Annotated in this window: 20 protein-coding genes; 9 read left to right on the top strand and 11 right to left on the bottom strand. The window is 72.7% G+C overall.

All coding sequences use genetic code 11. The features are described 5' to 3' along the window. Positions 1 to 621: 621 nt before the first annotated feature. Both ACIBFB_RS08645 and ACIBFB_RS08640 read left to right on the top strand, forming a co-directional pair. Positions 622 to 2,037, top strand: coding sequence for an RNA polymerase sigma factor (locus ACIBFB_RS08645; protein WP_397227809.1), 1,416 nt, complete (start codon positions 622 to 624; stop codon positions 2,035 to 2,037). A 156-nt stretch (positions 2,038 to 2,193) separates the two neighbouring features. Then, positions 2,194 to 2,556 (top strand): hypothetical protein, encoded by a 363-nt coding sequence (locus ACIBFB_RS08640; protein WP_397227807.1) that lies wholly within the window; start codon positions 2,194 to 2,196, stop codon positions 2,554 to 2,556. Positions 2,557 to 2,596: 40 nt separating this feature from the next. Here the strand turns inward: ACIBFB_RS08640 and ACIBFB_RS08635 are convergent, their stop codons facing one another. Continuing rightward, positions 2,597 to 2,959, bottom strand: coding sequence for a GntR family transcriptional regulator (locus ACIBFB_RS08635; protein WP_397227805.1), 363 nt, complete (start codon positions 2,957 to 2,959; stop codon positions 2,597 to 2,599). A gap of 119 nt (positions 2,960 to 3,078) precedes the next feature. Beyond that, positions 3,079 to 3,465: a hypothetical protein gene (locus tag ACIBFB_RS08630; protein ID WP_397227803.1), complete on the bottom strand. Its 387-nt coding sequence runs from the start codon at positions 3,463 to 3,465 to the stop codon at positions 3,079 to 3,081. Positions 3,466 to 3,608: 143 nt separating this feature from the next. On the opposite strand from ACIBFB_RS08630, the gene ACIBFB_RS08625 reads away from it, so the two are divergent. Continuing rightward, positions 3,609 to 4,223 (top strand): TetR/AcrR family transcriptional regulator, encoded by a 615-nt coding sequence (locus ACIBFB_RS08625; protein ID WP_397227801.1) that lies wholly within the window; start codon positions 3,609 to 3,611, stop codon positions 4,221 to 4,223. 113 nt (positions 4,224 to 4,336) lie between these two features. Further along, complete coding sequence (locus ACIBFB_RS08620; protein WP_397227799.1) at positions 4,337 to 5,122, top strand: sporulation protein; 786 nt, start codon at positions 4,337 to 4,339, stop codon at positions 5,120 to 5,122. A gap of 75 nt (positions 5,123 to 5,197) precedes the next feature. On the opposite strand, the gene ACIBFB_RS08615 is transcribed toward ACIBFB_RS08620, so the two are convergent. Then, entirely contained in the window at positions 5,198 to 6,952 is a 1,755-nt protein-coding gene (locus tag ACIBFB_RS08615; RefSeq protein WP_397227797.1) for an ABC transporter ATP-binding protein, read from the bottom strand. Between the two features lie 31 nt (positions 6,953 to 6,983). Then, positions 6,984 to 7,997 (bottom strand): ABC transporter permease, encoded by a 1,014-nt coding sequence (locus ACIBFB_RS08610; protein ID WP_397227795.1) that lies wholly within the window; start codon positions 7,995 to 7,997, stop codon positions 6,984 to 6,986. A gap of 284 nt (positions 7,998 to 8,281) precedes the next feature. Here ACIBFB_RS08610 and ACIBFB_RS08605 point away from each other — a divergent pair, with 284 nt between their 5' ends. Then, positions 8,282 to 9,253, top strand: a complete 972-nt coding sequence (locus ACIBFB_RS08605) for an ATP-dependent DNA ligase (RefSeq protein ID WP_397227793.1) — start codon at positions 8,282 to 8,284, stop codon at positions 9,251 to 9,253. Here ACIBFB_RS08605 and ACIBFB_RS08600 read toward each other — a convergent pair. After that, positions 9,245 to 10,192 carry a Ku protein gene (locus ACIBFB_RS08600; RefSeq protein WP_397227791.1) on the bottom strand — a complete coding sequence of 316 codons (948 nt, stop codon included), beginning with the start codon at positions 10,190 to 10,192 and terminating at the stop codon, positions 9,245 to 9,247. The two genes, ACIBFB_RS08605 and ACIBFB_RS08600, sit on opposite strands and share 9 nt — an antisense overlap. 172 nt (positions 10,193 to 10,364) lie before the next feature. Here ACIBFB_RS08600 and ACIBFB_RS08595 point away from each other — a divergent pair, with 172 nt between their 5' ends. After that, on the top strand, positions 10,365 to 10,580 hold the full coding sequence (locus tag ACIBFB_RS08595) for a DUF2180 family protein (RefSeq protein ID WP_397227789.1): 216 nt from the start codon (positions 10,365 to 10,367) through the stop codon (positions 10,578 to 10,580). 34 nt (positions 10,581 to 10,614) lie between these two features. On the opposite strand, the gene ACIBFB_RS08590 is transcribed toward ACIBFB_RS08595, so the two are convergent. Beyond that, a complete protein-coding gene (locus tag ACIBFB_RS08590; protein WP_397227787.1) occupies positions 10,615 to 11,547 on the bottom strand; it encodes an NAD-dependent epimerase/dehydratase family protein in 933 nt (310 codons plus the stop codon). A gap of 128 nt (positions 11,548 to 11,675) precedes the next feature. Here ACIBFB_RS08590 and ACIBFB_RS08585 point away from each other — a divergent pair, with 128 nt between their 5' ends. Next, entirely contained in the window at positions 11,676 to 12,386 is a 711-nt protein-coding gene (locus ACIBFB_RS08585) for a TetR/AcrR family transcriptional regulator (RefSeq protein WP_397227785.1), read from the top strand. 94 nt (positions 12,387 to 12,480) lie between these two features. Here ACIBFB_RS08585 and ACIBFB_RS08580 read toward each other — a convergent pair whose 3' ends face one another. The 5 genes from ACIBFB_RS08580 to pgi form a co-directional block, all read right to left on the bottom strand. Beyond that, a complete protein-coding gene (locus tag ACIBFB_RS08580) occupies positions 12,481 to 14,217 on the bottom strand; it encodes an ABC transporter substrate-binding protein (protein ID WP_397227783.1) in 1,737 nt (578 codons plus the stop codon). 145 nt (positions 14,218 to 14,362) lie between these two features. Further along, the gene (locus ACIBFB_RS08575) at positions 14,363 to 15,388 is read right to left on the bottom strand and encodes an ABC transporter permease (RefSeq protein WP_397227781.1); all 1,026 of its coding nucleotides are present in this window, start codon (positions 15,386 to 15,388) and stop codon (positions 14,363 to 14,365) included. Positions 15,389 to 15,522: 134 nt separating this feature from the next. After that, positions 15,523 to 17,187 (bottom strand): ABC-F family ATP-binding cassette domain-containing protein, encoded by a 1,665-nt coding sequence (locus tag ACIBFB_RS08570; protein WP_397227779.1) that lies wholly within the window; start codon positions 17,185 to 17,187, stop codon positions 15,523 to 15,525. 334 nt (positions 17,188 to 17,521) lie between these two features. Further along, a complete protein-coding gene (locus ACIBFB_RS08565) occupies positions 17,522 to 18,031 on the bottom strand; it encodes a hypothetical protein (protein ID WP_397227777.1) in 510 nt (169 codons plus the stop codon). Next, entirely contained in the window at positions 18,024 to 19,724 is a 1,701-nt protein-coding gene (pgi, locus tag ACIBFB_RS08560; protein WP_397227775.1) for a glucose-6-phosphate isomerase, read from the bottom strand. Before pgi ends, ACIBFB_RS08565 begins: the two co-directional genes overlap by 8 nt. 208 nt (positions 19,725 to 19,932) lie before the next feature. On the opposite strand from pgi, the gene ACIBFB_RS08555 reads away from it, so the two are divergent. Together ACIBFB_RS08555 and ACIBFB_RS08550 are read left to right on the top strand one after the other, a co-directional pair. Next, a complete protein-coding gene (locus ACIBFB_RS08555; protein ID WP_397227773.1) occupies positions 19,933 to 20,247 on the top strand; it encodes a hypothetical protein in 315 nt (104 codons plus the stop codon). A gap of 252 nt (positions 20,248 to 20,499) precedes the next feature. Then, complete coding sequence (locus ACIBFB_RS08550) at positions 20,500 to 21,678, top strand: alpha/beta hydrolase family protein (RefSeq protein ID WP_397227771.1); 1,179 nt, start codon at positions 20,500 to 20,502, stop codon at positions 21,676 to 21,678. Positions 21,679 to 21,719 lie beyond the last annotated feature (41 nt).

The raw sequence follows: 21,719 nt of genomic DNA, 5'->3' as shown, positions 1-21,719 counted from the left end.
CGGAAACCCATCGGAGAGAAATGCCACGAGGGCCTCCCACCGCCCACCCGAACCCCGCGCTCGGCGAACCGCGCCCGGTCCTGAAACGCCCCCTCGGGCCGCCTCGACCCGAACCGGCGTTACCGGGTCACTCCGAACACATGGGACCCTGACCTCAGCGGGTGTCCCAGCCCAGGCCGACGGCACCCGCACCAGGTGGGACCTGGGAACACGGCCGGACCACGCCCTCCGGACCCGCGCGCGCCCCACGCGCCGTGTCCGGACAGGTCAGGGAACTTCCGGACGTGTCCCGACGTCTACCTGTGTATCCGGTCCCCCGGCCCCTCTTTCCCAAGGAGGTCCGCAGTTGGCGAGAGCCATCGGTCCACTCGTTCCCGGCCCTGCGCCCTCCCCCGTGCCCGACTCGTGGGGTCCCTGTCGCTCCGCGCCGGAGGCGAGCCCTCTTACCCGGTCCCGGACGCACATGGCCACCGATCGCACCGTGATCCACGCCACTCCCTTCGATATCCAATCGAGACAGGGAACATTTGACTCCCCGACACGTTGGACATATTGGCGCGTCCAGTCGGCGGGAACCCTCCGCCACGTGCCACACGTCATGGAAGGGAGGGAGGTGCCCAGATGACGAGCACTGCCTCAGCCGCTTCGGCCCCCGCCGCCGAAGTCCCCGCAGGCACCGCTCCGAACCAGGAGACCGCCGCACAGGCGGCTCTGTCCGACCTGATCACCCGCGGACGCTCCCAGGGACACCTGTCCCTCTCCGAACTGCGTACCGCTTTCTCCGCGGCCGGGGTCTCCGCTCCCGACGGCCGCTCCATCCTGCGTGAACTCACCGAGAACGGAGTCCGACTCGCCAACGGGGGCGACGACTCCGCGCCGGTGGCCGATCCTGACGCCGAGGACGACGTGCTGGAAGACACTCTCATCGCGACGGTGCCCGACACCGACGAGGCACCCAAGGCCGCATCCGGCAAGGTCGCGCCCCGCAAGGGCAAGGGCCCCTCCGTCCGGAGGAAGACCCGCGCCACGCGGCGCGCCAAGAAGACCGAGACCACCCAGGCCACCACCGATCCGGAGACCGGTGAGGCCGACCTCGACGACCAGTCGCCCGCCATGGGCGACTCCGTCCACACCTACCTCAAGGCCATCGGCCGCCGCCAGCTGCTCACGGCCGAGCAGGAGGTCGACCTGGCCAAGCGTGTGGAGGCCGGGCTGTACGCCGAGTACCGCCTGGGCCTGCACGGCGAGGTGGACGGCTCGGTGGAGATGGCCCAGGCCGAGATCGAGGAACTGGAGTGGGTGGCCGAGGACGGCCGCCAGGCCAAGTCCCACATGCTCGAGGCCAACCTGCGCCTGGTCGTGTCGGTGGCCAAGAAGTACAGCGACCGGGGGATGTCCCTGTTGGACGTGGTGCAGGAGGGCAACCTCGGCCTCATCCGGGCCGTGGAGAAGTTCGACTACACCAAGGGCTTCAAGTTCTCCACCTACGCCATGTGGTGGATCCGCCAGGCGATCCAGCGCGGTTTCGCCGACTCCGCCCGCACCATCCGCCTTCCCGTGCACGTCCTGGAGCTGCTGAGCAAGGTCAGCCGCCTGGAGCGCGACATGCACCAGGCGCTGGGCCGCGAGCCCACGCCGGAGGAGCTGGCGCTGGAGCTGGACAAGACCCCGGCGCAGATCGAGGAGCTGCTGCGGGTCACCCGCCAGCCGATCAGCCTGGACTCGACCATCGGCGAGGACGGCGAGACCCGTATCGGGGACCTCATCGAGGACGTGGACGCCTCGGAGGCCTCCGAGGTGGTCGACCGCCAGCTCATGGCCGACCAGCTGCGCAACGCCCTGTCCGACCTGGAGCCGCGCGAGGCGACGATCATGTCCCTGCGGTTCGGCCTCATGGACGGCCGGCCCCGCACGCTGGACGAGATCGGCAAGCACCTGGGCCTGACCCGTGAGCGCATCCGCCAGCTGGAGAAGCAGTCGCTGTCCAAGCTGCGCCACCCGAGCCGCGCGCAGCAGCTGCTGGACTTCGCCAGCTAGCGGGCCCGCGCCACCGGGAGACACGCATCGGGGCCGCTCCCCCACCGGGGAGCGGCCCCGTCGTGTGCCCGGAGCCTCCTCGCGGTCAGGGAGAACCCGGAGATCTCCCTGACTTCGGCACCCGATCCGGACCACACGTCCTGCCGCGATGCGACGATGGACGCCATGACGGACATTCCCTCACGACGGCAGGACGAGATCGCGGCCGCCCTGCGCGCCGGTCGCGAACTCGGCCCCGAGTACGACGACGCCCTGGCCGCGTCCCTGGTGGACCGGATCGACGACACCATCGACGAACGGGTGCGCCGCCACGTCACCGAACAGCTCGCCGAGGCGCCCCAGGCCCGTCGCGGGATGTCCGGCAACACCGCCCGTTTCGTCCTGGCCCTGGTGACCCTCGGCCTGAGCGTCCCGCTGACCGCCATGACCGCCACACTGGTCGCGGGCGAGGCCGTGGCGTTCCTCTGGGCGGGGCTGATCATCTTCTACGTCGTGGTCGTCAGGGGCCTGAGCCGCTGACCGACGCGCCGGGGGCGGGCCGGTCGGGCTGAGCGCCCGCTCAGCCCTCCAGGGCGGCGCGCAGGATCTCGACCGCCTCCTCGTGGTCGAGCCCGACCCGCGAGATCACCTCGGCGTAGGCGCGCGCCGCCGCCAGGGCCTCGGCGCGCTGGTCGTCACCCGCCGCGGCCACGAAGGTCCCCGACCGGCCGCGCGTCTCGACGACACCGGCCTGCTCCAGCTCCCGGTAGGCGCGGGCCACCGTGTTCACCGCCACGGACAGCTGTCCGGCCAGTGCCCGCACCGTGGGCAGCCGGTACCCCACGGGCAGGTCGCCGTTGGCCGCCGCGATCGCGACGACCGTCCGAATCTGCTCGTAGGGCGGTACCTTCGACGTCGGATCAATGCGGATGAACTCCGCCATCTCCTTCTGCGCTCCCCACCAGGCTCCGTCCCCGCCTGCGCGGGGAGAGTCGTGTTCGATCAGGCACAGCCCAACCTACCCGGCCTGACGGAACCAACCCTCATCGGCGGGGACGGCGGTCAGGCGACCGGGCGCGGGATCCGCTGGACGCCGTGCAGGCGGTGGTCCTCACGGGCGGTGAGCAGGCGCTCGGCGACGCGCGTCGCCTCCCGGATCTCCGGTCGTGCCAGGCGCTTGCGGCGGTGGATGCGGTCACGGTAGCCCCGGACGCCCACGAGCACCCGCTCGCGCGCGTAGGCGGCGCGCATGGCCTCGGTGAGCACCCCGTCCAGGACCAGCCCGAGGTGGCGCAGCTCCGTCGCCGAGGCGCGCCGGTCGTGCGCCTCCGCCAGCGCCGCCTCGGCGTCGGCGACCCTCGCCAGGAGTTCGGGCAGCCGCGCGGCCTCCTCCCGGTCGTGCTCGAGGCTCTTGCGCGCCTGCGTCCTGGTCTGCTCGGTCAGTGCCATGTGTCAGCTCCGTACACGTTTCCCGTCGATAACCGCCACTCTAAAGTGACGTGGATCATCTCGCGACCGGTTCCGCGCGTCGAAGATGGCCACCCGCGCGCCGTACCGCCACGCTGTCGGTGCACATCCCCGAAAGGACAACCGTGAGCAGGAACTACGCCGGACTCAGCCGGGAGCGCATCATCGTCGAGGCGCTGCACATCATCAGCGGGCGCGGGCTGGGCGGCCTGTCCATGCGACGCCTGGGCGACGCCCTGGAGGTCGAGGCCATGGCGGTCTACCACCACTTCCCGCTCGGCAAGGACCAGCTGTTCAACGCCATCGCGGCCTACGTCACCTCGCCCGCCGGCACGCCCCCCGACGACACGGCGGAGGAGGACGGCGGTCGCGACGCGTCCGAGGCGGTGGACCCCGGCGCCGGCCCGTGGGACGCCCGGCTCACCGACTGGGCCCACACCTACCGCGCCCGCCTGCTGGAGCACTCCGGCGCCCTTTCCCTGCTGGTCCACCGTGCCCCGCGCACGCCCGTGCAGGACACCGCCCACGCCCTCGTGCGCGGCGCGTTCGAGGAGGCGGGGCTGAGCGGCCCCGACGTGGAGCACGCCGCCGACGCCCTGTACTCCTACTGCATCGGGGCGGTGATCCACGAGGTGCGCCACCGCGACGACGAGGACGCCCCGGACTCGGCCGAGCGCGAGGTCCGGTTCGGGTTCGGTCTCCGGGCCCTGCTGCGGGGGCTCGCCCACCCGGACGCGTGATCCCAGGTGGAACCATGGGCGACCGCCGGTCGTCTGTACCAAGGGGTGCAACGCCGTCGAACCACGCTCCTCGGACCGTCGCCCCGCGGCCGAGCGGGCTAGAGAGCACATCCATGGTTTTCAAGCGCATTCTCGCCGGCATCGGCGTCGGCGGAGCCTCGGTGGAGACGACGCTGGACACGCCCGCCGTCCAGCCCGGCGGCGTCGTCCGGGGGACCGTGCACATCCAGGCGGGCGACGTCGAACAGCGGATCGACGAACTCACCGTCGGCCTGGAGTCCCGTGTCGAGGTCGAGTCCGGTGACCACGAGTACTCGCGCAACGTGGAGTTCCAGCGCGTGCGTGTGGGCGGTCAGGCGGTGATCTCCCCGGGGCAGAGCTTCCAGGTGCCGTTCGAGCTCCACGTCCCCTTCGAGGCCCCGCTCACGAGTGTCCGAGGCCGCCGCCTGTTCCCGATGAACGTGGGTGTGAACACGCGGCTGAGCCTGGCCGGGGCCGTGGACCCCGGTGACCTGGACCCGGTGGCGATCGAGCCGCTGCCGGCGCAGCTGGCGTTCCTGGACGCGCTGGCCACCATCGGCTTCCAGTTCAAGCACGCGGACCTGGAGCAGGGACGCATCCTCCGGACACGGCAGACGCTGCCCTTCTACCAGGAGATCGAGTACTACGCCGCGAGGCAGTACGAGGGGCTCAACGCGCTCGAACTGTCGTTCGTCGCCGACCACCACGGAATGGACGTCGTCCTGGAGCTCGACAAGAAGCGCGGCCTGCTCTTCTCCGAGGGCAGCGACTCCTACCACCACGTGACCGTCACCCACCAGGAGGGCGCCAGCCGCGACTGGGCGGGCTTCCTGCACCAGTGGATCGACTCGTTGGCCGGCCGCAGGCGGCTGTTCTGATCCGGGCGGGCCCGGGGACGCGGCCAGCGTCCCCGGGCCCGGCCGCTTCCGGAGGCCTCGCGGCCCGAACGCCGCTCAGCGCCCGTTCGCGCGGAGTCGGGCCCGTTTCGCGCGGTGGCGTCGGGCCTCGTCCGGGTCCAGCACCGGCGCCGCCCCGAGCAACTGACGCGTGTACTCCGAAGACGGCGACTCATACACACTGTCGCTGTCACCCATCTCCACGACCTCACCCTGACGCATCACCGCGACCCGGTCCGAGACCTGCCGCACCACCGCCAGATCATGCGCCACGAAGATATACGTCAACCCGAAGTCGTCCTGCAACTCCGACAACAACTTCAACACCTGATCCTGCGTCGACACGTCCAACGCCGACACCGGCTCGTCGCACACGATCAGCTTCGGCTTGAGGATCAACGCCCGCGCGATCGCGATCCGCTGCCGCTGACCCCCCGAGAACGCGTGCGGGAACCGGTTGTAATGATCCGGCGAGAGCCCCACCCGCTCCAACAGCTCCCGCACCCGGGCACGGATCAGCCCCGTGTCCTTCTCCCCCTGCACCCGCAACGCGGTGCCGATCGCGTCCCCCACCGTCACCCGCGGGTTCAGCGAGGAGTACGGGTTCTGGAACACCATCTGCACATCCCGCCGCAACGGACGCAACTCCCGCTCGGACATGTGCGTGATGTCACGGCCCTCGAACTCCACCCGGCCCCGGGTCGGCTCCAGCAACCGCATCACCATCCGCGACAGAGTCGACTTACCCGACCCCGACTCCCCCACGATCCCCAGCGTCTCCCCCTTGTACAGATCGAAGGACACACCCTTGACCGCCCAGAAATCCGACGCCCGACCCCACAGACCACCACGCACCCTGAAACACTGCGCCACATCCTCCACCCGGGCCAGGAGTTCACCCGCCTCACCGGGTGGCGCGACGGCCTCGGCGGGGACCCGCGGTTCCTCCTTCTTCTCCCTCGCGGCGCGGTCGTGGGCGCGGCGCTGGGCCCGGGACACCTCCACCCGCGGCACCGCCGCCAGCAACCCCCGCGTGTAAGGATGCGCCGGCGCCGACAGCACCGTGCGCACGTCCCCCCGCTCCACCGCCACACCGTGGCGCATCACCACGACCTCGTCCACCGACCCGGCCACCACCGCCAGGTCGTGCGAGACCAGGATCAACCCCATGTCCAGATCCCGACGCAACTCGTCCAACAGGTCCAACACCTGCGCCTGCACCGTCACGTCCAACGCGGTGGTCGGCTCGTCGGCCAACAACACCTTCGGATCGCACATCAACCCCATCGCGATCACCACGCGCTGGCGCATACCGCCGGAGAACTCGTGCGGGTAGGAGTTGACCCGCCGACCCGGGTCCGGGATACCCACCCGCTCCAACGACTCCACCGCCCGCGCCCGGGCCCGCGCCCGCGACGCCTTGGGATGGTGCACCCGGTAGGCCTCCACCAACTGGTTCCCGATCGTGTACTGCGGATGCAGCGACTGCATCGGATCCTGGAACACCATCGCGATGTCATTGCCGCGCATCCGCCGCAACTGCCTGTCCGAAGCCGCCACCACGTCCTGGCCCGCGACCCGGATCGCCCCCGAGACCCGCGCCCGCGACCCCCGGTGCAACCCCATCAACGCCAGCGAGGTCACGCTCTTACCCGAGCCCGACTCCCCCACGATCCCCAACGCGCCACCACGCGCCACCTCGAAGGACAACCCGTTCACCGCGTGGACGTCACCGTCCATCGTCGGGAACGCCACCCGCAGGTCGTCCACCCGGACGACGGGCTCGGCGGGTTCGGGCGGAGTCTGGCTCATCGGGCGGCTTCCTCGTTCCTCGGGGCGGGTGCTAGTCGTGGATGCGGACACGGGGGTCGATGAGCGGGTACACCAGGTCCACCACCAGGCTGGCGGCCACGATGAAGAACGCGCCGACCAGGGTCACGCCGAGGATCACCGGCAGGTCGCTCTGGGTGATGGCCTGGACCGCGTACCGGCCGATGCCGTTGAGCGAGAACACCTGCTCGGTCAGGACGGCACCGCCGAGCACCAGGCCCAAGTCGAGGCCGAAGATGGTGACGAGCGGCGTCAGCGTGGGCCGCAGCGCGTGCTTGAGCACCACCGTGCGCTCGCTCAGCCCCTTGGCCCGGGCGGTGCGGACGTAGTCCTCGCCCAGGGTCTCCAGCATGCCCGCGCGGGTCTGGCGCGCGTACATGGCCGCGTGCAGGAACGCCAGGGTCACCCAGGGCAGGAACAGCCCGGCCGCCCACGCCGCCGGATCCTGGACCAACGGCATGTAGCGCGGCGTGGGGAACCAGTCCCAGGCGTGCACGGGGAAGGCGAGTGCCAGGAGACCGGTGAAGAAGATCGGCAGGGACACCCCGGCGAGCGCCACACCCATGGCCAACCGGTCGAAGAGGCTGCCCTTCCACACCGCCGAGACCACCCCCACCGCGATACCGCCGACCAGCCAGACGACGGCCGCGCCGACGGCGAGCGACACGGTGACCGGCAGGCGGTGGACGATCTCGGTGAAGACCGGCTGGTAGGTCTGGAAGGAGTAGCCCAGGCACGGGGCGGGGCACTCGACGACGTCCCGGCCGAACCGGTACTCGGCGCCGACGAAGATCCCCTTGACGAACTCCCAGAACTGGACCGCGACCGGCCGGTCCAGGCCGAGGCGGACGATGGTCGCCTGGACGGCCTCCGGCGTGGGGGCGCGGCCGACGTACATGGTGGCCAGCTGCTCGGTGGTGCGCCCCGCCCATCGGGGGACGACGTAGAAGATCCCGAACGTGACCATGGTGACCACGACGAGCAACAGGAGGCCGGCGCCCAGGCGGCGCAGGATGTAGGTCAGCAAGGCGCGCTCTCTCCGCAGGGGCTCGGGCGGGGGCCGACCGCGGCGCGTGCCGCCGGAGCCGCGGCGACCGCCCTCGACGGGGACGTGTCCACGATGGCCACGCTAGCGGAACGTGTTCGGTCGATCACGTATGCGCACCGCCGACGCGTCGGCCGCTCCGGCGCCGGTGCCCGGCCTCCGCGCCCGGCCGGTGCCCCGCCTCCCTCCGCGGGAAACGTCCGCACGCCCCGCGCGGACTCCCGGACCTGGGAGTATCCCGTCGGGAGTGAGGGCAGGTCTTGGGTGTGGACCTGCCCGCTCCGATGCTCGCCAGGACCGTCACCACGATGCCGGTCGGCCCCCACCTGGTGTACGAACCCAAGTGGGACGGGTTCCGCGCTCTGGCGGCCACCCGGCCGGGCAGGCTCTACTCCAGGACCGGCAGGCCCACCACCCGCAGCTGGCCCGAGCTCGCCGAGGCGCTCGACACGCTCCCGGAGGGACTCCTCCTCGACGGGGAGATCGTCCGCTGGTCGGGACGGCGCCTGGACTTCGACGCCCTCCTGCGCCGCAACACCGCGTCCGCGCTCCGGGCCCGGCGCCTGGCCCGCGACGAACCCGCGCACTTCGTCGCCTTCGACCTGCTGCGCGACGGGGGCGCCGACATCGGGCGACGCTCCCTGGGCTACCGCAGGCGGCGGTTGGAGAGGGTGTTCGCCGACGTCGCCGACCCCCATCTGGCGCTCGGCTGGCAGACCGGCGACCCGGCCACCGCGCGCGTGTGGTTCGAGGACCTGGCGGACGCCGGGGTGGAGGGTCTCGTCGTCAAGGACACCCGGCGGGCGTACCGCCCCGGCAGGCGGGGCTGGGACAAGTACAAGCGGCGGGTCACCACGGAGGCCGTCGTCGGCGGCTTCACGCGCGAGGATCCCCGCTCGATCGCGCTCATCCTCGGACGCCGCGACGACGCGGGGCGGCTGGCGGTGGTCGGCCGCACGGCGACGCTCACGCCCCGGCAGACGCGGGAGATCGTCGACCGCCTCCGCAAGGCCACGGTCTCCGAGCATCCCTGGCGGCCCACCCTGCCCGCGGCGTGGGGCGGCGGCGAACGGCGGACGTACACGCGGGTGGAGCCCGCCCTCGTGGTGGAGGTGGCCCCGGACACGGCGGTCTCCGGGGGCCGGTGGCGGCACCTGGTGCCCTACGTCCGGCCACGCCCGGAGCTGGACGTGGACGACGTGCCGCGCGGGCTGGACATCGAGACCGCCTCAGGCTGAGGACCCCCGCGCGACGGCCTCGGCCAGCTCCCGTTTGGTCATCGCCGACCGGCCCGGCACGTCCAGCTCCCTGGCCCGCTCCAACAGCTCCTTCTTCGTCGGCTCCTCGGCGGTCGCCTCCCGGCGCGGCTTCGGAGCGCCGCCGCCCCTGCGCCTGCGGCGGCGCTCCTTCAACGACTCCCGCAGCGCGTCCGTCAGCTCGACGACGGTGCCGGTGCTCGGCGCGGGCTCCGGACCGTAGCTGACCGTCCGGCCCTGCGCCTTGGCGTCGATCAGCTCCTCCAACCGGCGCTGGTAGACGTCCTCGTACTCCTGCGGCTCCCACTCGGCCGCCATCGCGTCCACGAGCTGACCGGCCAACTCCAGGTCGCGCTCGGCCAGGTCCGCCTCCGGAACGGCCGGAAGCACGTCCTCCGGCGCGCGGATCTCGTCGTGCCAGTACAGGGTCGCGGCGGTCAGCACCCCCTGCTGGGCGCCGATCAGCACCAGGTGCTCGCGGTCGCGCATCACCATCCGCGCCAACCCCAGCCGTCCCCTGTTCTCCAGCGCCGCGCACAACAGGCGGTAGGGCTTGGCCGCGGACCTGTCCTGCGGGCCGAGGTAGTAGGTGGTGGCGTACCACAGGGGATCGACGGCGTCCTCCGGGACGAACGCGTCGATCTCCAGGGTCCTGCTGCGGCCCGGCGCGATGTCCCGCAGCTCGTCGGGCTCGATCATGACGTAGTCGTCGCCGCCGTCGACCTGGGCGCCCTTCACGATGTCGCCGGGTGCGACCTCGTCACCGGTCTCCTCGTCGACACGCCGGTAACGGACCCGGTGACCGGTTCCCGCCACGAACTGGTGCATGACGGGGCCGTGCCGCTCGCGGGCGCTGTAGAGCGCCACCCCGAGCGAGAGCAGGCCGACCGACAGCGTTCCCTTCCAGACGGTGCTGGCCATGCCAACCACCCCCTGTCACCCATCCTCGCCGCCGCGGGCGGCGATGTCACTCCGCCCGCGGACCGGCCGGAATCCACGCGCGTGGCCGTTGGAGGTGTGACGTGGGCCCAGGGGGGCAAGCGAGGAACTAGGGGATCCGTCACGCGGCTGACGAGGGAGGAGGTGAGCGGACGTGGAGTGCTACGACTGCATCCGGGTGGGGCGCACCGCCTCCGCCGTCGCGGTGTGCATGAGGTGCGGCGCGGGGGTGTGCGTGGAGCACGCGCACGAGAGCGCGGTGGAGGTCCGCCGCGCCGCGAGCCCGGGACAGAGCGAGATGCCCGACCCGGCCCGCCACATCACCTGTCCGGTCTGCTTCCACGCCGAGGGGCTCGACCACGCCCGTTGACCGGCCCTCCGCCGTGGGGCGGTGAGCGCCGGGTTCAGCGGGCCAGGCGCTCTCGCCACCAGGCCACCGTCTCCTTCAGGGCGGTCTCCAGCGGCGTCGGGGCCATGCCGAACGTGTTCTGGAAGTCGGTGGAGTCGGCCACGAACGGCCGTGTGAACTGGTAGCGGACGTCCTCCAGTTCGCGCAGCATCGGCGAGGCGAGACCGAGCGTCCGCACCAGCCAGCGCGGGAGGACGTCGACCCCCGCCGTGTCCAGGTCCGCGACCCTCCCGACCGCCTCGGCGATCTGGCGTGCGCTGGCCGGGGACGGGGAGGGCACGTGCCAGGCACGGCCGAAGGACCTGTCGTCGGTGCCCGCGACGCTCAGCGCCTCGGCCACGTCGAGGTTGTAGGTCCAGGTGTGCGGCTGGTCGGCGTCGTAGACGAAGCTGGCCGCCCGGCCCTGGAGCAGGCGGGGGAAGAACCGTTCGCCGAAGTGCGTCTGGTCGACGCATCCCGGGCCGAAGAAGTCCCCTGCCCGCACCTCCGTCACGCGGACCCGGCCCGCCTCGTGGGCCGCGAGCGCGTCCCGCCACATCCGCACGCGCGTCCGGGCCTTGGCACTGGGCGGGTCGAGCGGGTCGGACTCGCGCAACGGGCGGGTCGGCGGCGCGTAGACGTAGAGGTTGCCGAGCAGGACGTAGTCCGCTCCGGCGTCCTCCGCCGCGCCCAGCAGGGAGGCGGCCAGCGGCGGCCAGTCCGTGGGCCAGCGGTGGTAGGCCGGGTTCGCGCAGTTGTACAGGACGTCGGCACCCCGGACGATCCCGGTCAGACGCGTCCGGTCGGAGGCGTCGGCCGCGATCCGCTCGACCTCCCCGGGCCCGCGCCCGGAACGGCTGACGAGGGTGACCTCGTGCCCCTTGCGGTGCAGTGCGCTGGCCAGCGGGGATCCGATCTGTCCAGCTCCGACGACGACGTGCCGCGCCATGGGCGTGTCCTTTCGCTCTCGAACGACGAGATCAGTGATCTCTTTCGAGAGCAATGCTCTCGCTTATGGCGCACGGAGTCAAGAGCAGTGCTCTCGAATGTGATCGCCGCTCTGTTAGGCTGCGCCCCATGAAGGCAAGCCAGACCGCACGAGAACGTGCCCGCGCCGAGTTGGCCGGCGAGATCACCCGGACCGCACGCCGCCGCCTCGCCACCGAGGGCGCCGCCGGGCTCTCCCTGCGCGCCGTCGCCCGCGACCTCGGCATGGCCTCCTCCGCCGTCTACCGGTACTTCCCGTCCAAGGACGACCTGCTCACCACGCTGATCATCGACGGCTACAACGCGCTCGGACAGGCGGTGGAGGAGGCCGACGCCGCCCGCGGCACCGCCGACTTCCCGGGACGGTGGCGGGCCGCGTGCCACGCGGTACGCGGCTGGGCCCTGGCCCACCCGCACGAGTACGCGCTGCTCTTCGGCTCACCCGTGCCCGACTACCGCGCCCCGCGGGACACCGTCGGACCCGCCGCCCGCAACACCGCCGTGCTCGCGCGCATCGCGGCGGAGGCGCACCGCGCGGGTGCGCTGCGTGCGGCGCGACGGCCGCACCCGGACACGGGACCGCTCAGCCCGTCCCCGGTCGTCCGGGAACTCTTCGGCGACTGCCCCGAGGAGGTCGTGGCCCGTGCCCTGTCCGCCTGGACGGCGCTGTACGGCTGGGTCGGTTTCGAGGTCTTCGGCCAGTTCGACGGGGTGCTGGAGGGCCGGGAGAGCGCCTTCTCCCAGCACGTGGCGCACCTCGCCGGCCTGCTGGGGCTCGCTGACGGACGGGCGGCGCGGTGAACCCCGCGGTGCGGCGCCTGTCCCGGCTCTGGGCCCGTGTCCGCCCCGGCCGCTTCCGGCCGGGGCGGTGGCGCTGCTCGTCACGGCGCCGGGATCACTCCCGCGTGGTGCCCAGGGACATGTAGTCGTACATCGAGTACCCGGCGTGGTAGTACACATTGGTCAGGTTCGGCGGCCGGTAGAGCACCGTCCGCTCGAACACCGCGGGCAGGATCGCGGCCTGCTCCATCGCCCGCCGGTCGATCCGCGTGTAGATCCCGGCGCGCTCGTCGGGGTCCTCGACCGTGACGACCTCGTCGAACCACGCGTTGATCCGCGGGTCGTTCAACTCGGAGATGTTGGCGTTGCCCGCGTCGCGGATCGCGGCGCCGTCCAGGATCTTGCTCATGAACCCGTACCCGCTGGCCCAGTCCGGGGCCCACCCGTAGACGGTCAGCCCCAGGTCGTTGGCGTGCACGAAGTCCGGCGATCCGGCCTGGGTGTTGGTGTAGGTGTCCGAGGGGTACTGCTTGATCTCGGCGTCGATCCCCACGCGGGCCAGGGACTGCTGCAACGCCTCGGCCGTGCTCACGTCCGAGGGGCGGTCGGCCCGGGCGCCGATCGCGGTGGAGAAGCCGTCGGGCTGCCCGCACTCCGCCAGCTTCCCGCGCGCCGCCTCCAGGTCGCCCTTGCCGTCCTGGGACGGGTACAGGTCCATCGACGGGTCCGCCCCGGGCAGGGCGGCGGGCATGATCTGCGTGGCGATGTCGCCACCGGTGTCCCCGCCCCAGGCGCGTTGCAGGGAGTCCCGGTCCGCGGCGTAGAGCACCGCCTGGCGGCAGGCCAGGTTGTCCAGGGGCTCCACGACGGTGTTGACGTTGACGTAGCGCAGGGTGTTGGTCTGCGGGTTGTCGACGTTGGGCCGTTCGTTCTCGTCCGTGATCAGCGTGCCCTTCATCGCGGGCCCGACACCGGAACCGGCCAGGTCCACGTCGAGTTCGCCGTTGACCAGGCGCTGGTCGATCTCGTTCTGGTCGACGCCGATGCGCACCTCGATCCGGTCGGGCAGGGCGCGGCGCGTCGGGTCGGAGGCGGCTTCCCACTCCTCGTTGCGGACCAGGTCGAGGGACACGCCGGGCCGGTAGTCCCCCTCGAACCTGTAGGGGCCGGAGGAGACGACGTGGCTCTGGTACTGCTCACCGCGGTCGGCGTCGGGCGGGACCGGCGCCGTCTGCGGCTGGATGAGCACGTACGGGAACTCGGAGAAGCTCGTGTTGAGGTGGAAGACGAGGGTGTGGTCGTCGGGGGTCTCGATGCCGTCGAAGCCCTCCAGCGGGTCCCCCTCGGTCGCGTAGGGGCCCTCGTAATCCTCGCTGTCGGCCAGCAGCTCCTGGAAGTACTTGGGGCCGTTGGGCAGGGCCTGGGGGCCGAAGTTGCTCCGCGCGATGGCGTACTCGATGTCGCGGGCGGTGATCTCCGAACCGTCCTCGTACCGTAGACCCTGCTTGATGCGCACGGTCCACTCGGTGGCGTCCGCGTTGGGCTCCGGCATCGCCTCGGCCAGGTCGGGCTGGAGTTCGGTGCCCTCCTCCCCCGGCGCCTCGGTGTAGGTGAGCAGGGTGCGCGCGTAGTAGCGGGAGAAGTTCCAGCTGAACGCGTAGTAGGTGTTGCCCGGGTCGGGTGAGTCGAAGTCGGAGGAGATCGCGTACCTCAGTGTGCCGCCGGTGGCGTCGGAGGGGTTGACGATGCTGGTCTCGCCCGCGTTGAACTCGGCGTCCGACATCTGACCTCCCCCGGTGTCTCCGCCGCCGCACGCGGCCAGCAGCAGGGCCGCGGCCGTCGTGACGGCCATGGGCGCGCTCGCCCGCCGGCGCCGCCTACGGTGCGGCTCCGCGGGCCTTCGGTGGTGCGTGGTCACCTTGCCTCCTGGTCGGTTGCCTGTCGGGCCCGCTGGGAGCACGGCCCGGGGGTCGGGTGGGGAGAGGGGACGGGGGCCGTCAGTCGGAGGAGCGGGGGTCGAAGGCGTCACGGAGTCCGTCGCCGAAGAGGTTGAAGGCCAGGACGGTGACGAAGATGGCGAGGCCGGGCACGATCACGAAGTGCGGTGAGGTGGTGTAGAAGCGCAGGGCGTTGTCGAGCATGCCGCCCCAGGTGGGGGTGGGCGGGTTGATGCCGACTCCGAGGAAGCTCAGGGCGGCCTCGAAGAGGATGTTGGTGGGGATGAGCAGCGTGGAGTAGACGAGGATGGGGGTGACGAGGTTGGGCAGGATCTCGCGGAAGACGATGTGCGCGCTGCCCGCTCCCAGGCTCCGGGAGGCCTCGACGAACTCGCGTTCCCTGAGGGTGAGGGTCTGGCCGCGGACGATGCGGCCGATGTAGGGCCAGTTGAAGAACCCGATGATGAAGATCAGCACGCCGACCCGCAGTCCGTTGCCGGTCAGTCCGAACGCGCCGTCGGGGATGACGCCGACCAGCGCGATGGCGAACAGCAGCAGGGGAAAGGCCAGGAAGATGTCCATGGCCCGGCTGATGGCGGTGTCGACCCACCCGCCGAAGTACCCCGCGGTGATGCCGAGGACCGTGCCGATGAGCACGCACAGCACGGTCGCGACCGTGGCGACCAGGAGTGAGGTGCGCGCGCCGTAGACGATGCGGCTGAACAGGTCTCGGCCGTTGACGGGCTCGACGCCGAGCAGGTGGTCGAGGCTGATCCCGCCCCAGGGGTCCAGGCCCAGTTCCGGGTGCTCGGGGTCGAGCAGGACGCCGCCGGTGAGCGGGTCGACCAGGCTCTGGTTGAACTGGTTGGGCGGGTAGCCCCACCAGGCCGTCAGAAGGGGCGCGAAGACCGCGACGAGGATGAGCAGGACGACGGTGACGCCCCCGGCCATGCCGACCTTGTCGTGGCGGAACCGCTGCCAGGCGATCCGCCGCAGGGATCTGCTCGCGGTGTCGGTCCCCCGGGCGACGATCTCCTCGGGGTCGGCGTGCTGGGACGACTCGGGCGCGTCCAACGGCGCGGCCATGCCCACCTTGCTCTCTGTGCGTAGTCAGTCGACTACGCACAGACTGCCCGAGGCGCTCGGACGTTTTCCAGCGTCCGCGCCGACGGGAGTGTCGCGGAGGGCGGCGGCGCAACGCCGCCGCCCGTCCGCCACCTTTACACCGTAGATTCCTCCATTCGGCGTCCGTCGGCCAGCCGCAGCCGCTCCCCCTCCCAGCGGCGGCGCAGCCACCGGTCGTGCGTGGCCACCACCACGGCCCCTGGCGCGGTGCCCAGCGCCGCCTCCAGCTCCTCGGCCAACGCCAGGGAGAGGTGGTTGGTCGGCTCGTCCAGCAGAAGCACGTCCGGGGCGCGTCCGACCAGCAGCGCCAGCGCCAGCCGACGCCGCTGGCCGACGCTCAGCTCCCCCACCGGCCGGTCCTGGTCGTGCGGGGCCACCAGCCCCAGCTCGCCCAGGCGCGGCGCGTCCGGTGCGGCCCCGTGCCGCTCCTGGTACAGGGACCGGGGTGTGCGCGCAGGGTCGGGGAACGCCACGTCCTGCTCCAGCAGGGCCACCGACGTGCCGCGCCGCCGCTCGACCCGGCCCGCCCCCGGACGCAGCCGCCCCGCCAGCGCGTACAGCAGCGTGGACTTGCCCGCCCCGTTGGGTCCGGTGACCAGGAGCCGGCCGTCGCCGGGCAGGTCCAGCCGGTCCAGCCGCAGGCGGCCCGGGACCACCAGGTCGCGGACCCGGACCGCGGTGTCGGCCGCCGCACCGGGATCCCGGGTCAGGGCCCCGGAGAACCGCAGCGGACGCGGCGGTCTGCGCACCTGGTCGCGCTCCAGCGTCTCCAGGCGGGTGCGCGCGTCGCGGACACGGCGCGAGACCTGCCTGTCCACCCGGCCGCCCTTGTAGTCGTAGCCCATCTTCTCGTTGTCCGTGGGGCCGCGCCCGTGCGCGACCCTGCGCGCGGTGGTGCGCACCGCCTCCCGCAGCGCCCTGAGCTCGCCCTGCTCCCACTGGTGGCGCTGCTCCCAGCGCTCCCGCTCCAGCCGCTTCTCACGCAGGTAGAACGAGTAGGCGCCGCCGTGGAGGACGGGGCCGTCCACGGCCGGGTCCAGGTCCATCAGACCCGTGCACGCGGCGTCCAGGAACACGCGGTCGTGGCTGGCCAGGACGACCACGCCGGGCAGGCCGCGCAGGTACCCCTCCAGGAATTCCAGCGCCTGGTCGTCGAGGTGGTTGGTCGGCTCGTCGAGCAGGAGCGCGCCGGGGCGGCGGATCAGCAGGGCCGCCAGGCCCAGACGGCCGCGCTGGCCCCCCGACATCCGCCCCACCGGCCGGTCCGGTTCGACGCCGTCCAGACCCAGGCCCGCCACGACCCTCCGCGCCCGCCGCTCCGCGTCCCACACGTCGAGGCGTTCGGCCTCGGCCAGGACTTCGCCGTACGCGCGCAGGACCTGGGCGTCGGCCGGGTCCGCGACCAGTGCGGCGGTGCTGGCGGCCAGGCGGCGCTCGACCTCCCGGCTGGGTTCGAGCGCCTCCGCGACCACCTCGGCCAGGGTGGTGCCGGGTGCGTGCGGCAGCTCCTGGTGCAGGAACCCGGTGTCGGCCGGCCGGGTCACGGTCCCGGCGTCGGGGTCCTCGACACCGCCGAGCAGGCGGAGCAGGGTCGACTTCCCCGCGCCGTTCTCCCCCACGAGGCCGAGCCGCCGGCCCGGGGCGACGTCGAGGCCGACGCCGTCGAGGACCACGCGGTCCCCGTAGGATTTCGCGAGGTCGCGCGCGGTGAGCGGAGCCGCGTCGCGCGGGGGTGTCGGGTACTTCGCGTCGAAGGTCATGGGACCACCCTTCGTTCGGGTGGGCCTCGATGCGCGCGGCGACGCCCGGGGCGGCCGCGGGGGACGACGGAGGTCGTCGGCATCGAGACCGCACCACGGGCTGGACGTGGATGCGCCGGACGGGGTCGGCTCCAGCCCCGAGGGCGAGCCCCGCGCGTCCGGCGGTCGGTCTCGATGTCAGTTGCGCATGTCGATCGCAGGCTAACCGGGGAGGTCGCGGGCGGGCAAGGGAGTTTCCCGCCCGCCCCGCGGACACCGGCACCGGCGACACCTCACGCGCGGCACCGGTCCGCGCCGCGCCCGGGGGGAACGACCGGCGGCGGCGTTCGTGCGCTCACCGCTCGCGGAGGGCCCCGTCCTCCACCACCACGCCCGTCTGCGGGCCGCCCTCCCCGCAGCCGGGGCCGTTGGCCTCCAGCGTCTCGGGGGTCGCGGTGACCGTGTCGGCGAAGAGCTCCGCCCCGTCCTCGCCCCGGAGCGCGACGCGCACCTCCACGGGGTCGGTGGGCAGGTCCTCGACGGCGACGAAGCCGCTCCGCCCCCCGGTGGGCGCGAAGCTCGCGGTGCACGCCCCGTCCGGCCCCTCCTCACACGTCTCGCCGACGGCCTCGGTCGACTCCTGCAGCGCGGTCTCGGAGCCACGGCAGCGCCCGTCCCAGCACACCTCCACCGCGGCGGTCCGGACCGCCGCGGCGTCGGAGGGCGCGACGTCCAGGGACACGCCCACCGGGACGCCGATCTCCGTGCAGCCCCTCCCCTCGCCGAGCGCCGACGCGCACCCCGCGACCGCGCCGGCCAGGAACAGGGCTCCGGCCCACCGGCCCGCGGCGCGCACGTCAACCACGGCCGCGCAGTTCCCGGTAGCGCGCCACCAGCGCGGCGGTGGAGGCGTCCAGGCCGGGCACGTCGGCCTCCCCGGTCAGCGCGGGCTCGACCCGCCTGGCCAGGACCTTGCCCAGCTCGACGCCCCACTGGTCGAAGGAGTTGACGTTCCACACCGCGCCCTGCACGAACACCTTGTGCTCGTAGAGGGCGACCAGCTGGCCCAGCACCGACGGGCTCAACCGGTCGGCCAGGATCGTGGTGGTGGGGCGGTTTCCCGCGAACGTGCGGTGCGGGACCAGCTCGGCCGGCACCCCCTCCGCGGCGACCTCCTCCGCGGTCCTGCCGAAGGCGAGCGCCTGTCCCTGGGCGAACAGGTTGGCCATGAGCAGGTCGTGCTGGGGGACCAGGGCGTCGGGCAGGTCCGGGGCCGGGTCGGCGAAGCCGATGAGGTCGGCGGGCACGAACCGGGTGCCCTGGTGCAGGAGCTGGAAGTAGGCGTGCTGGCCGTTGGTGCCGGGCGTGCCCCACACGATCGGGCCGGTCTGCCAGGTGACGGGCCGGCCGTCGCGCTGCACCGACTTGCCGTTGGACTCCATGTCCAGCTGCTGCAGGTAGGCGGTGAACCGGGACATGTGGTGGCTGTAGGGCAGCACCGCGTGGCTGTGGGCGTCGAAGAAGGCGCCGTACCAGACACCCAGCAGGCCGAGCAGGAAGGGCAGGTTGCGCGCGGGCGGCGCGGTGGCGAAGTGCTCGTCCATGAGGTGGAAACCGGCCAGCATCTCGCGGAACCGCTCCGGGCCCAGCGCGACCATCAGGGACAGGCCGATCGCCGAGTCGTAGGAGTACCGGCCGCCGACCCAGTCCCAGAACCCGAACATGTTCTCGGGGTCGATGCCGAACGCGGACACGGCGTCGGCGTTGGTGGAGACCGCGACGAAGTGCCTGGCGACGGCCTCGCTGTCGGTGCCCACGCCGAGGCCGTCGGCCAGCCACGCGCGCGCGGCGGTGGCGTTGGCGATGGTCTCGACGGTGGTGAACGTCTTGGAGGCGACGACGAACAGGGTGCGGGCGGGATCGGCGTCGATGAGCGCCTCGTGCAGGTCGGTGCCGTCCACGTTGGAGACGAACCGGAACTCCAGGCCGCGGTCGGTGTAGGGGCGCAGCGCCTCGTAGGCCATGGCCGGGCCCAGGTCGGAGCCGCCGATGCCGATGTTGACGACGCGCCGGACGCTCTGCCCGGTGTGCCCGAGCCAGGACCGGGAGCGCACGCGCTCGGCGAAGGCCGCCATCCGGTCCAGGACGCGGTGCACGTCGGGGACGACGTCGTGGCCGTCGGGGGCGATGACCGCCCCGCGCGGCGCGCGCAGTGCGGTGTGCAGGACGGAGCGGTCCTCGGTCAGGTTGACGTGGTCCCCGCGCAGCATGGCGTCGCGCAGCGCGGCCACCCCGGTCGCGTCGGCGAGTGCGGCGAGCAGGTCCAGGGTCTGCCCGGTCACCAGGTTGCGGGAGTAGTCGACGTGCAGATCGCCGACGTCGAGCGTGAACCGCTCGGCGCGACCGGGGTCGTCGGCGAACAGGTCGCGCAGGTGCGATGCGCCGAACCGGGTACGGTGCTCGCCCAGGGCGGTCCACTCGCTCCGCCGGTCCAGCGGAGTGGCCGCTCGGGCCCGGTCCCCGGTGTCCACGCCGTGGGAGGTCGTACTGCCTGGCATCCGGTCGCTCCTCGTCGTCCGTGTCATCCGTGGTCCGGCACGGAGGGTCGGCGTGCCGGGGCCGCTCGTGCGGCGTTCCCTAGCCTTTCACGGCCGCGGGCTCGCTCCGGCGCCCCGGCGGCGGCGATCTCTCCGGGGCCATGACTGGAATCCCCCGCTCCGACCAGGCATGATCGAGGTAGGGGAAGCAAGCGCGAGGGGGCCGCCGGTGACGGAGCAACCCGAGGACTTCACGGTGGACGGCTCAGTCGGCATCGACGACGTCGACGCCGTCATGGACGTGGGCGCGCCCGACCAGGACAGCGCCGTGGCCGAGTACCTGCTCGACCACCCCTACGGGCACCGCATCGAGGAGATCGAGGACCACGACGTCCTCGGCATCGAGGCGGAGGTCCGTCAGGAGATCCCCGACCCCGCCCTGGCCGCCGACGAGGACCGCTCGTCCGCGCCCCGGCGCGAGGAACTGACCCGGCTGCTCAAGGCGGAGGAGTTCGCCGAGAGGGTGCGGCGCCGCACGGACTGATCCGGGCGCGAGCCCGGCGCGGCCGGAGAGCACCCCCCGACCCGTGTGTGCCCCGGGGCTGATGAGGCACGTGGTGCGTACGCCCGGGCCTCGGCCGACGCACGGTCACGCACGGTCGGCGTGGTGGTGTCGGCCCCACCCCCGCTCCTGCGGAGGACGTCCGCGCGGGTCGGCGGTCGCCCCCATGGTCCGGCGGTCCGGCCGTCCCTAGCGTGGACAGGGTCCACGACGGCGACCACGAAGGAACGCCCCTTGCCCTCCTCCACCCCTCTCCGCGCGGCGACCGCGGGCACGATCCGCGCCGGAGCCGCGCTCACCCTGACCGCGGCCCTCGTCCTGCCGACCGCCTCCCCCGCCGCCGGGGCCGACCGCCCCCACGGCGCGCCGCCGGCCGTCCTGCCCGCGCCCACCGGCGACCACCCGGTGGGCACCACGGTCCTGCACCTGGTGGACGGGGAGCGGGAGGACGTGTGGGTGGGCGGGCCCCGCGAACTCATGGTGACCCTGTGGTACCCGGCGCGCTCCGGCGCGGGTCGGACCGCGCCCTACATGACCGAGGCGGAGTCGGCGGCCACGATCGACGCGCTGGGCCTGGAACTGCCCGCCGACACCCTGCACCGGATCCGCACCAACGCCCGCCTCGACGTGCCGCCCGCCTCCCGCCGAGGCCCGTTCCCGCTGGTCGTGCTCTCCCCCGGCGCGGGGTTGAGCCGGACGCAGACGTCGGCGCTCGCGGAGGACCTGGCCAGCCACGGGTTCGTCGTGGCCGGGGTGGACCACGCCCACGAGGCCGCACCCGTGGAGTTCCCCGACGGGCTGGTCACCGACTGCGCGGGGTGCCGGTCCGGGGAGTGGGCGCTGGGCGCGGTCAACCGGGCCGAGGACGTGTCGTTCCTCCTCGACCGGCTCACCGGGTCCGATGCGGTCTGGCGGTGGTCGCGGGTGATCGACGACGAGCGGATCGGCATGGCCGGACACTCGTGGGGCGGCACGGCGACGGCCGAGACCCTGCTCGCGGAGGAGCGCGTGGACGCCGGCATCAACCTCGACGGCCCCTACTACGCGCCGGCGGTGGACGCGGGTCTGGACAAACCGCTGGCCCTGATCGAGAACGACCAGGGGCAGGCCTGGGACGGCGTCGAGAACATGTGGCCCCGGTTGACGGGATGGCGGCAGTGGATCCGGCTGGAGGGATCCGGGCACTCCAACGGCACCGACCGCGGCGTGCTCATGGAACAGCTGGGGTTGGCCGACGCCCTCACCCCCGAGCAGTGGGCGGCGCAGTTCGGCGACATCCCCGTCGAGCGGGGACTGGAGGCCGTGCGCGCCTACAGCGTGGCCTTCTTCGACCACCACCTGCGCGACGGGGAGCAGCCCCTCCTGGACGACCCCGCTGAGGCGTACCCGGAACTCGTCGTGGTCGACCCCTGACCCCGGCGCCCCCGCCGCGGACGCGGCGGGGGCGGACGTCC

Origin of the sequence: Nocardiopsis sp. NPDC050513 (genome assembly GCF_044457925.1) — a bacterium.
Taxonomy (GTDB): domain Bacteria; phylum Actinomycetota; class Actinomycetes; order Streptosporangiales; family Streptosporangiaceae; genus Nocardiopsis.
This window is presented reverse-complemented; position numbering and strand designations above follow the sequence as displayed.

What these genes read in the sequence shown, in the direction of transcription:
- ACIBFB_RS08590 (WP_397227787.1), bottom strand. Translation starts at nt 11,547, where the DNA reads ATGGCGCGGCACGTCGTCGTCGGAGCTGGACAGATCGGATCCCCGCTG.
- ACIBFB_RS08585 (WP_397227785.1), top strand. Translation starts at nt 11,676, where the DNA reads ATGAAGGCAAGCCAGACCGCACGAGAACGTGCCCGCGCCGAGTTGGCC.
- ACIBFB_RS08640 (WP_397227807.1), top strand. Translation starts at nt 2,194, where the DNA reads ATGGACGCCATGACGGACATTCCCTCACGACGGCAGGACGAGATCGCG.
- ACIBFB_RS08575 (WP_397227781.1), bottom strand. Translation starts at nt 15,388, where the DNA reads ATGGCCGCGCCGTTGGACGCGCCCGAGTCGTCCCAGCACGCCGACCCC.
- ACIBFB_RS08630 (WP_397227803.1), bottom strand. Translation starts at nt 3,465, where the DNA reads ATGGCACTGACCGAGCAGACCAGGACGCAGGCGCGCAAGAGCCTCGAG.
- ACIBFB_RS08645 (WP_397227809.1), top strand. Translation starts at nt 622, where the DNA reads ATGACGAGCACTGCCTCAGCCGCTTCGGCCCCCGCCGCCGAAGTCCCC.
- ACIBFB_RS08600 (WP_397227791.1), bottom strand. Translation starts at nt 10,192, where the DNA reads ATGGCCAGCACCGTCTGGAAGGGAACGCTGTCGGTCGGCCTGCTCTCG.
- ACIBFB_RS08620 (WP_397227799.1), top strand. Translation starts at nt 4,337, where the DNA reads ATGGTTTTCAAGCGCATTCTCGCCGGCATCGGCGTCGGCGGAGCCTCG.
- ACIBFB_RS08580 (WP_397227783.1), bottom strand. Translation starts at nt 14,217, where the DNA reads ATGGCCGTCACGACGGCCGCGGCCCTGCTGCTGGCCGCGTGCGGCGGC.
- ACIBFB_RS08615 (WP_397227797.1), bottom strand. Translation starts at nt 6,952, where the DNA reads ATGAGCCAGACTCCGCCCGAACCCGCCGAGCCCGTCGTCCGGGTGGAC.
- ACIBFB_RS08570 (WP_397227779.1), bottom strand. Translation starts at nt 17,187, where the DNA reads ATGACCTTCGACGCGAAGTACCCGACACCCCCGCGCGACGCGGCTCCG.
- ACIBFB_RS08635 (WP_397227805.1), bottom strand. Translation starts at nt 2,959, where the DNA reads ATGGCGGAGTTCATCCGCATTGATCCGACGTCGAAGGTACCGCCCTAC.
- pgi (WP_397227775.1), bottom strand. Translation starts at nt 19,724, where the DNA reads ATGCCAGGCAGTACGACCTCCCACGGCGTGGACACCGGGGACCGGGCC.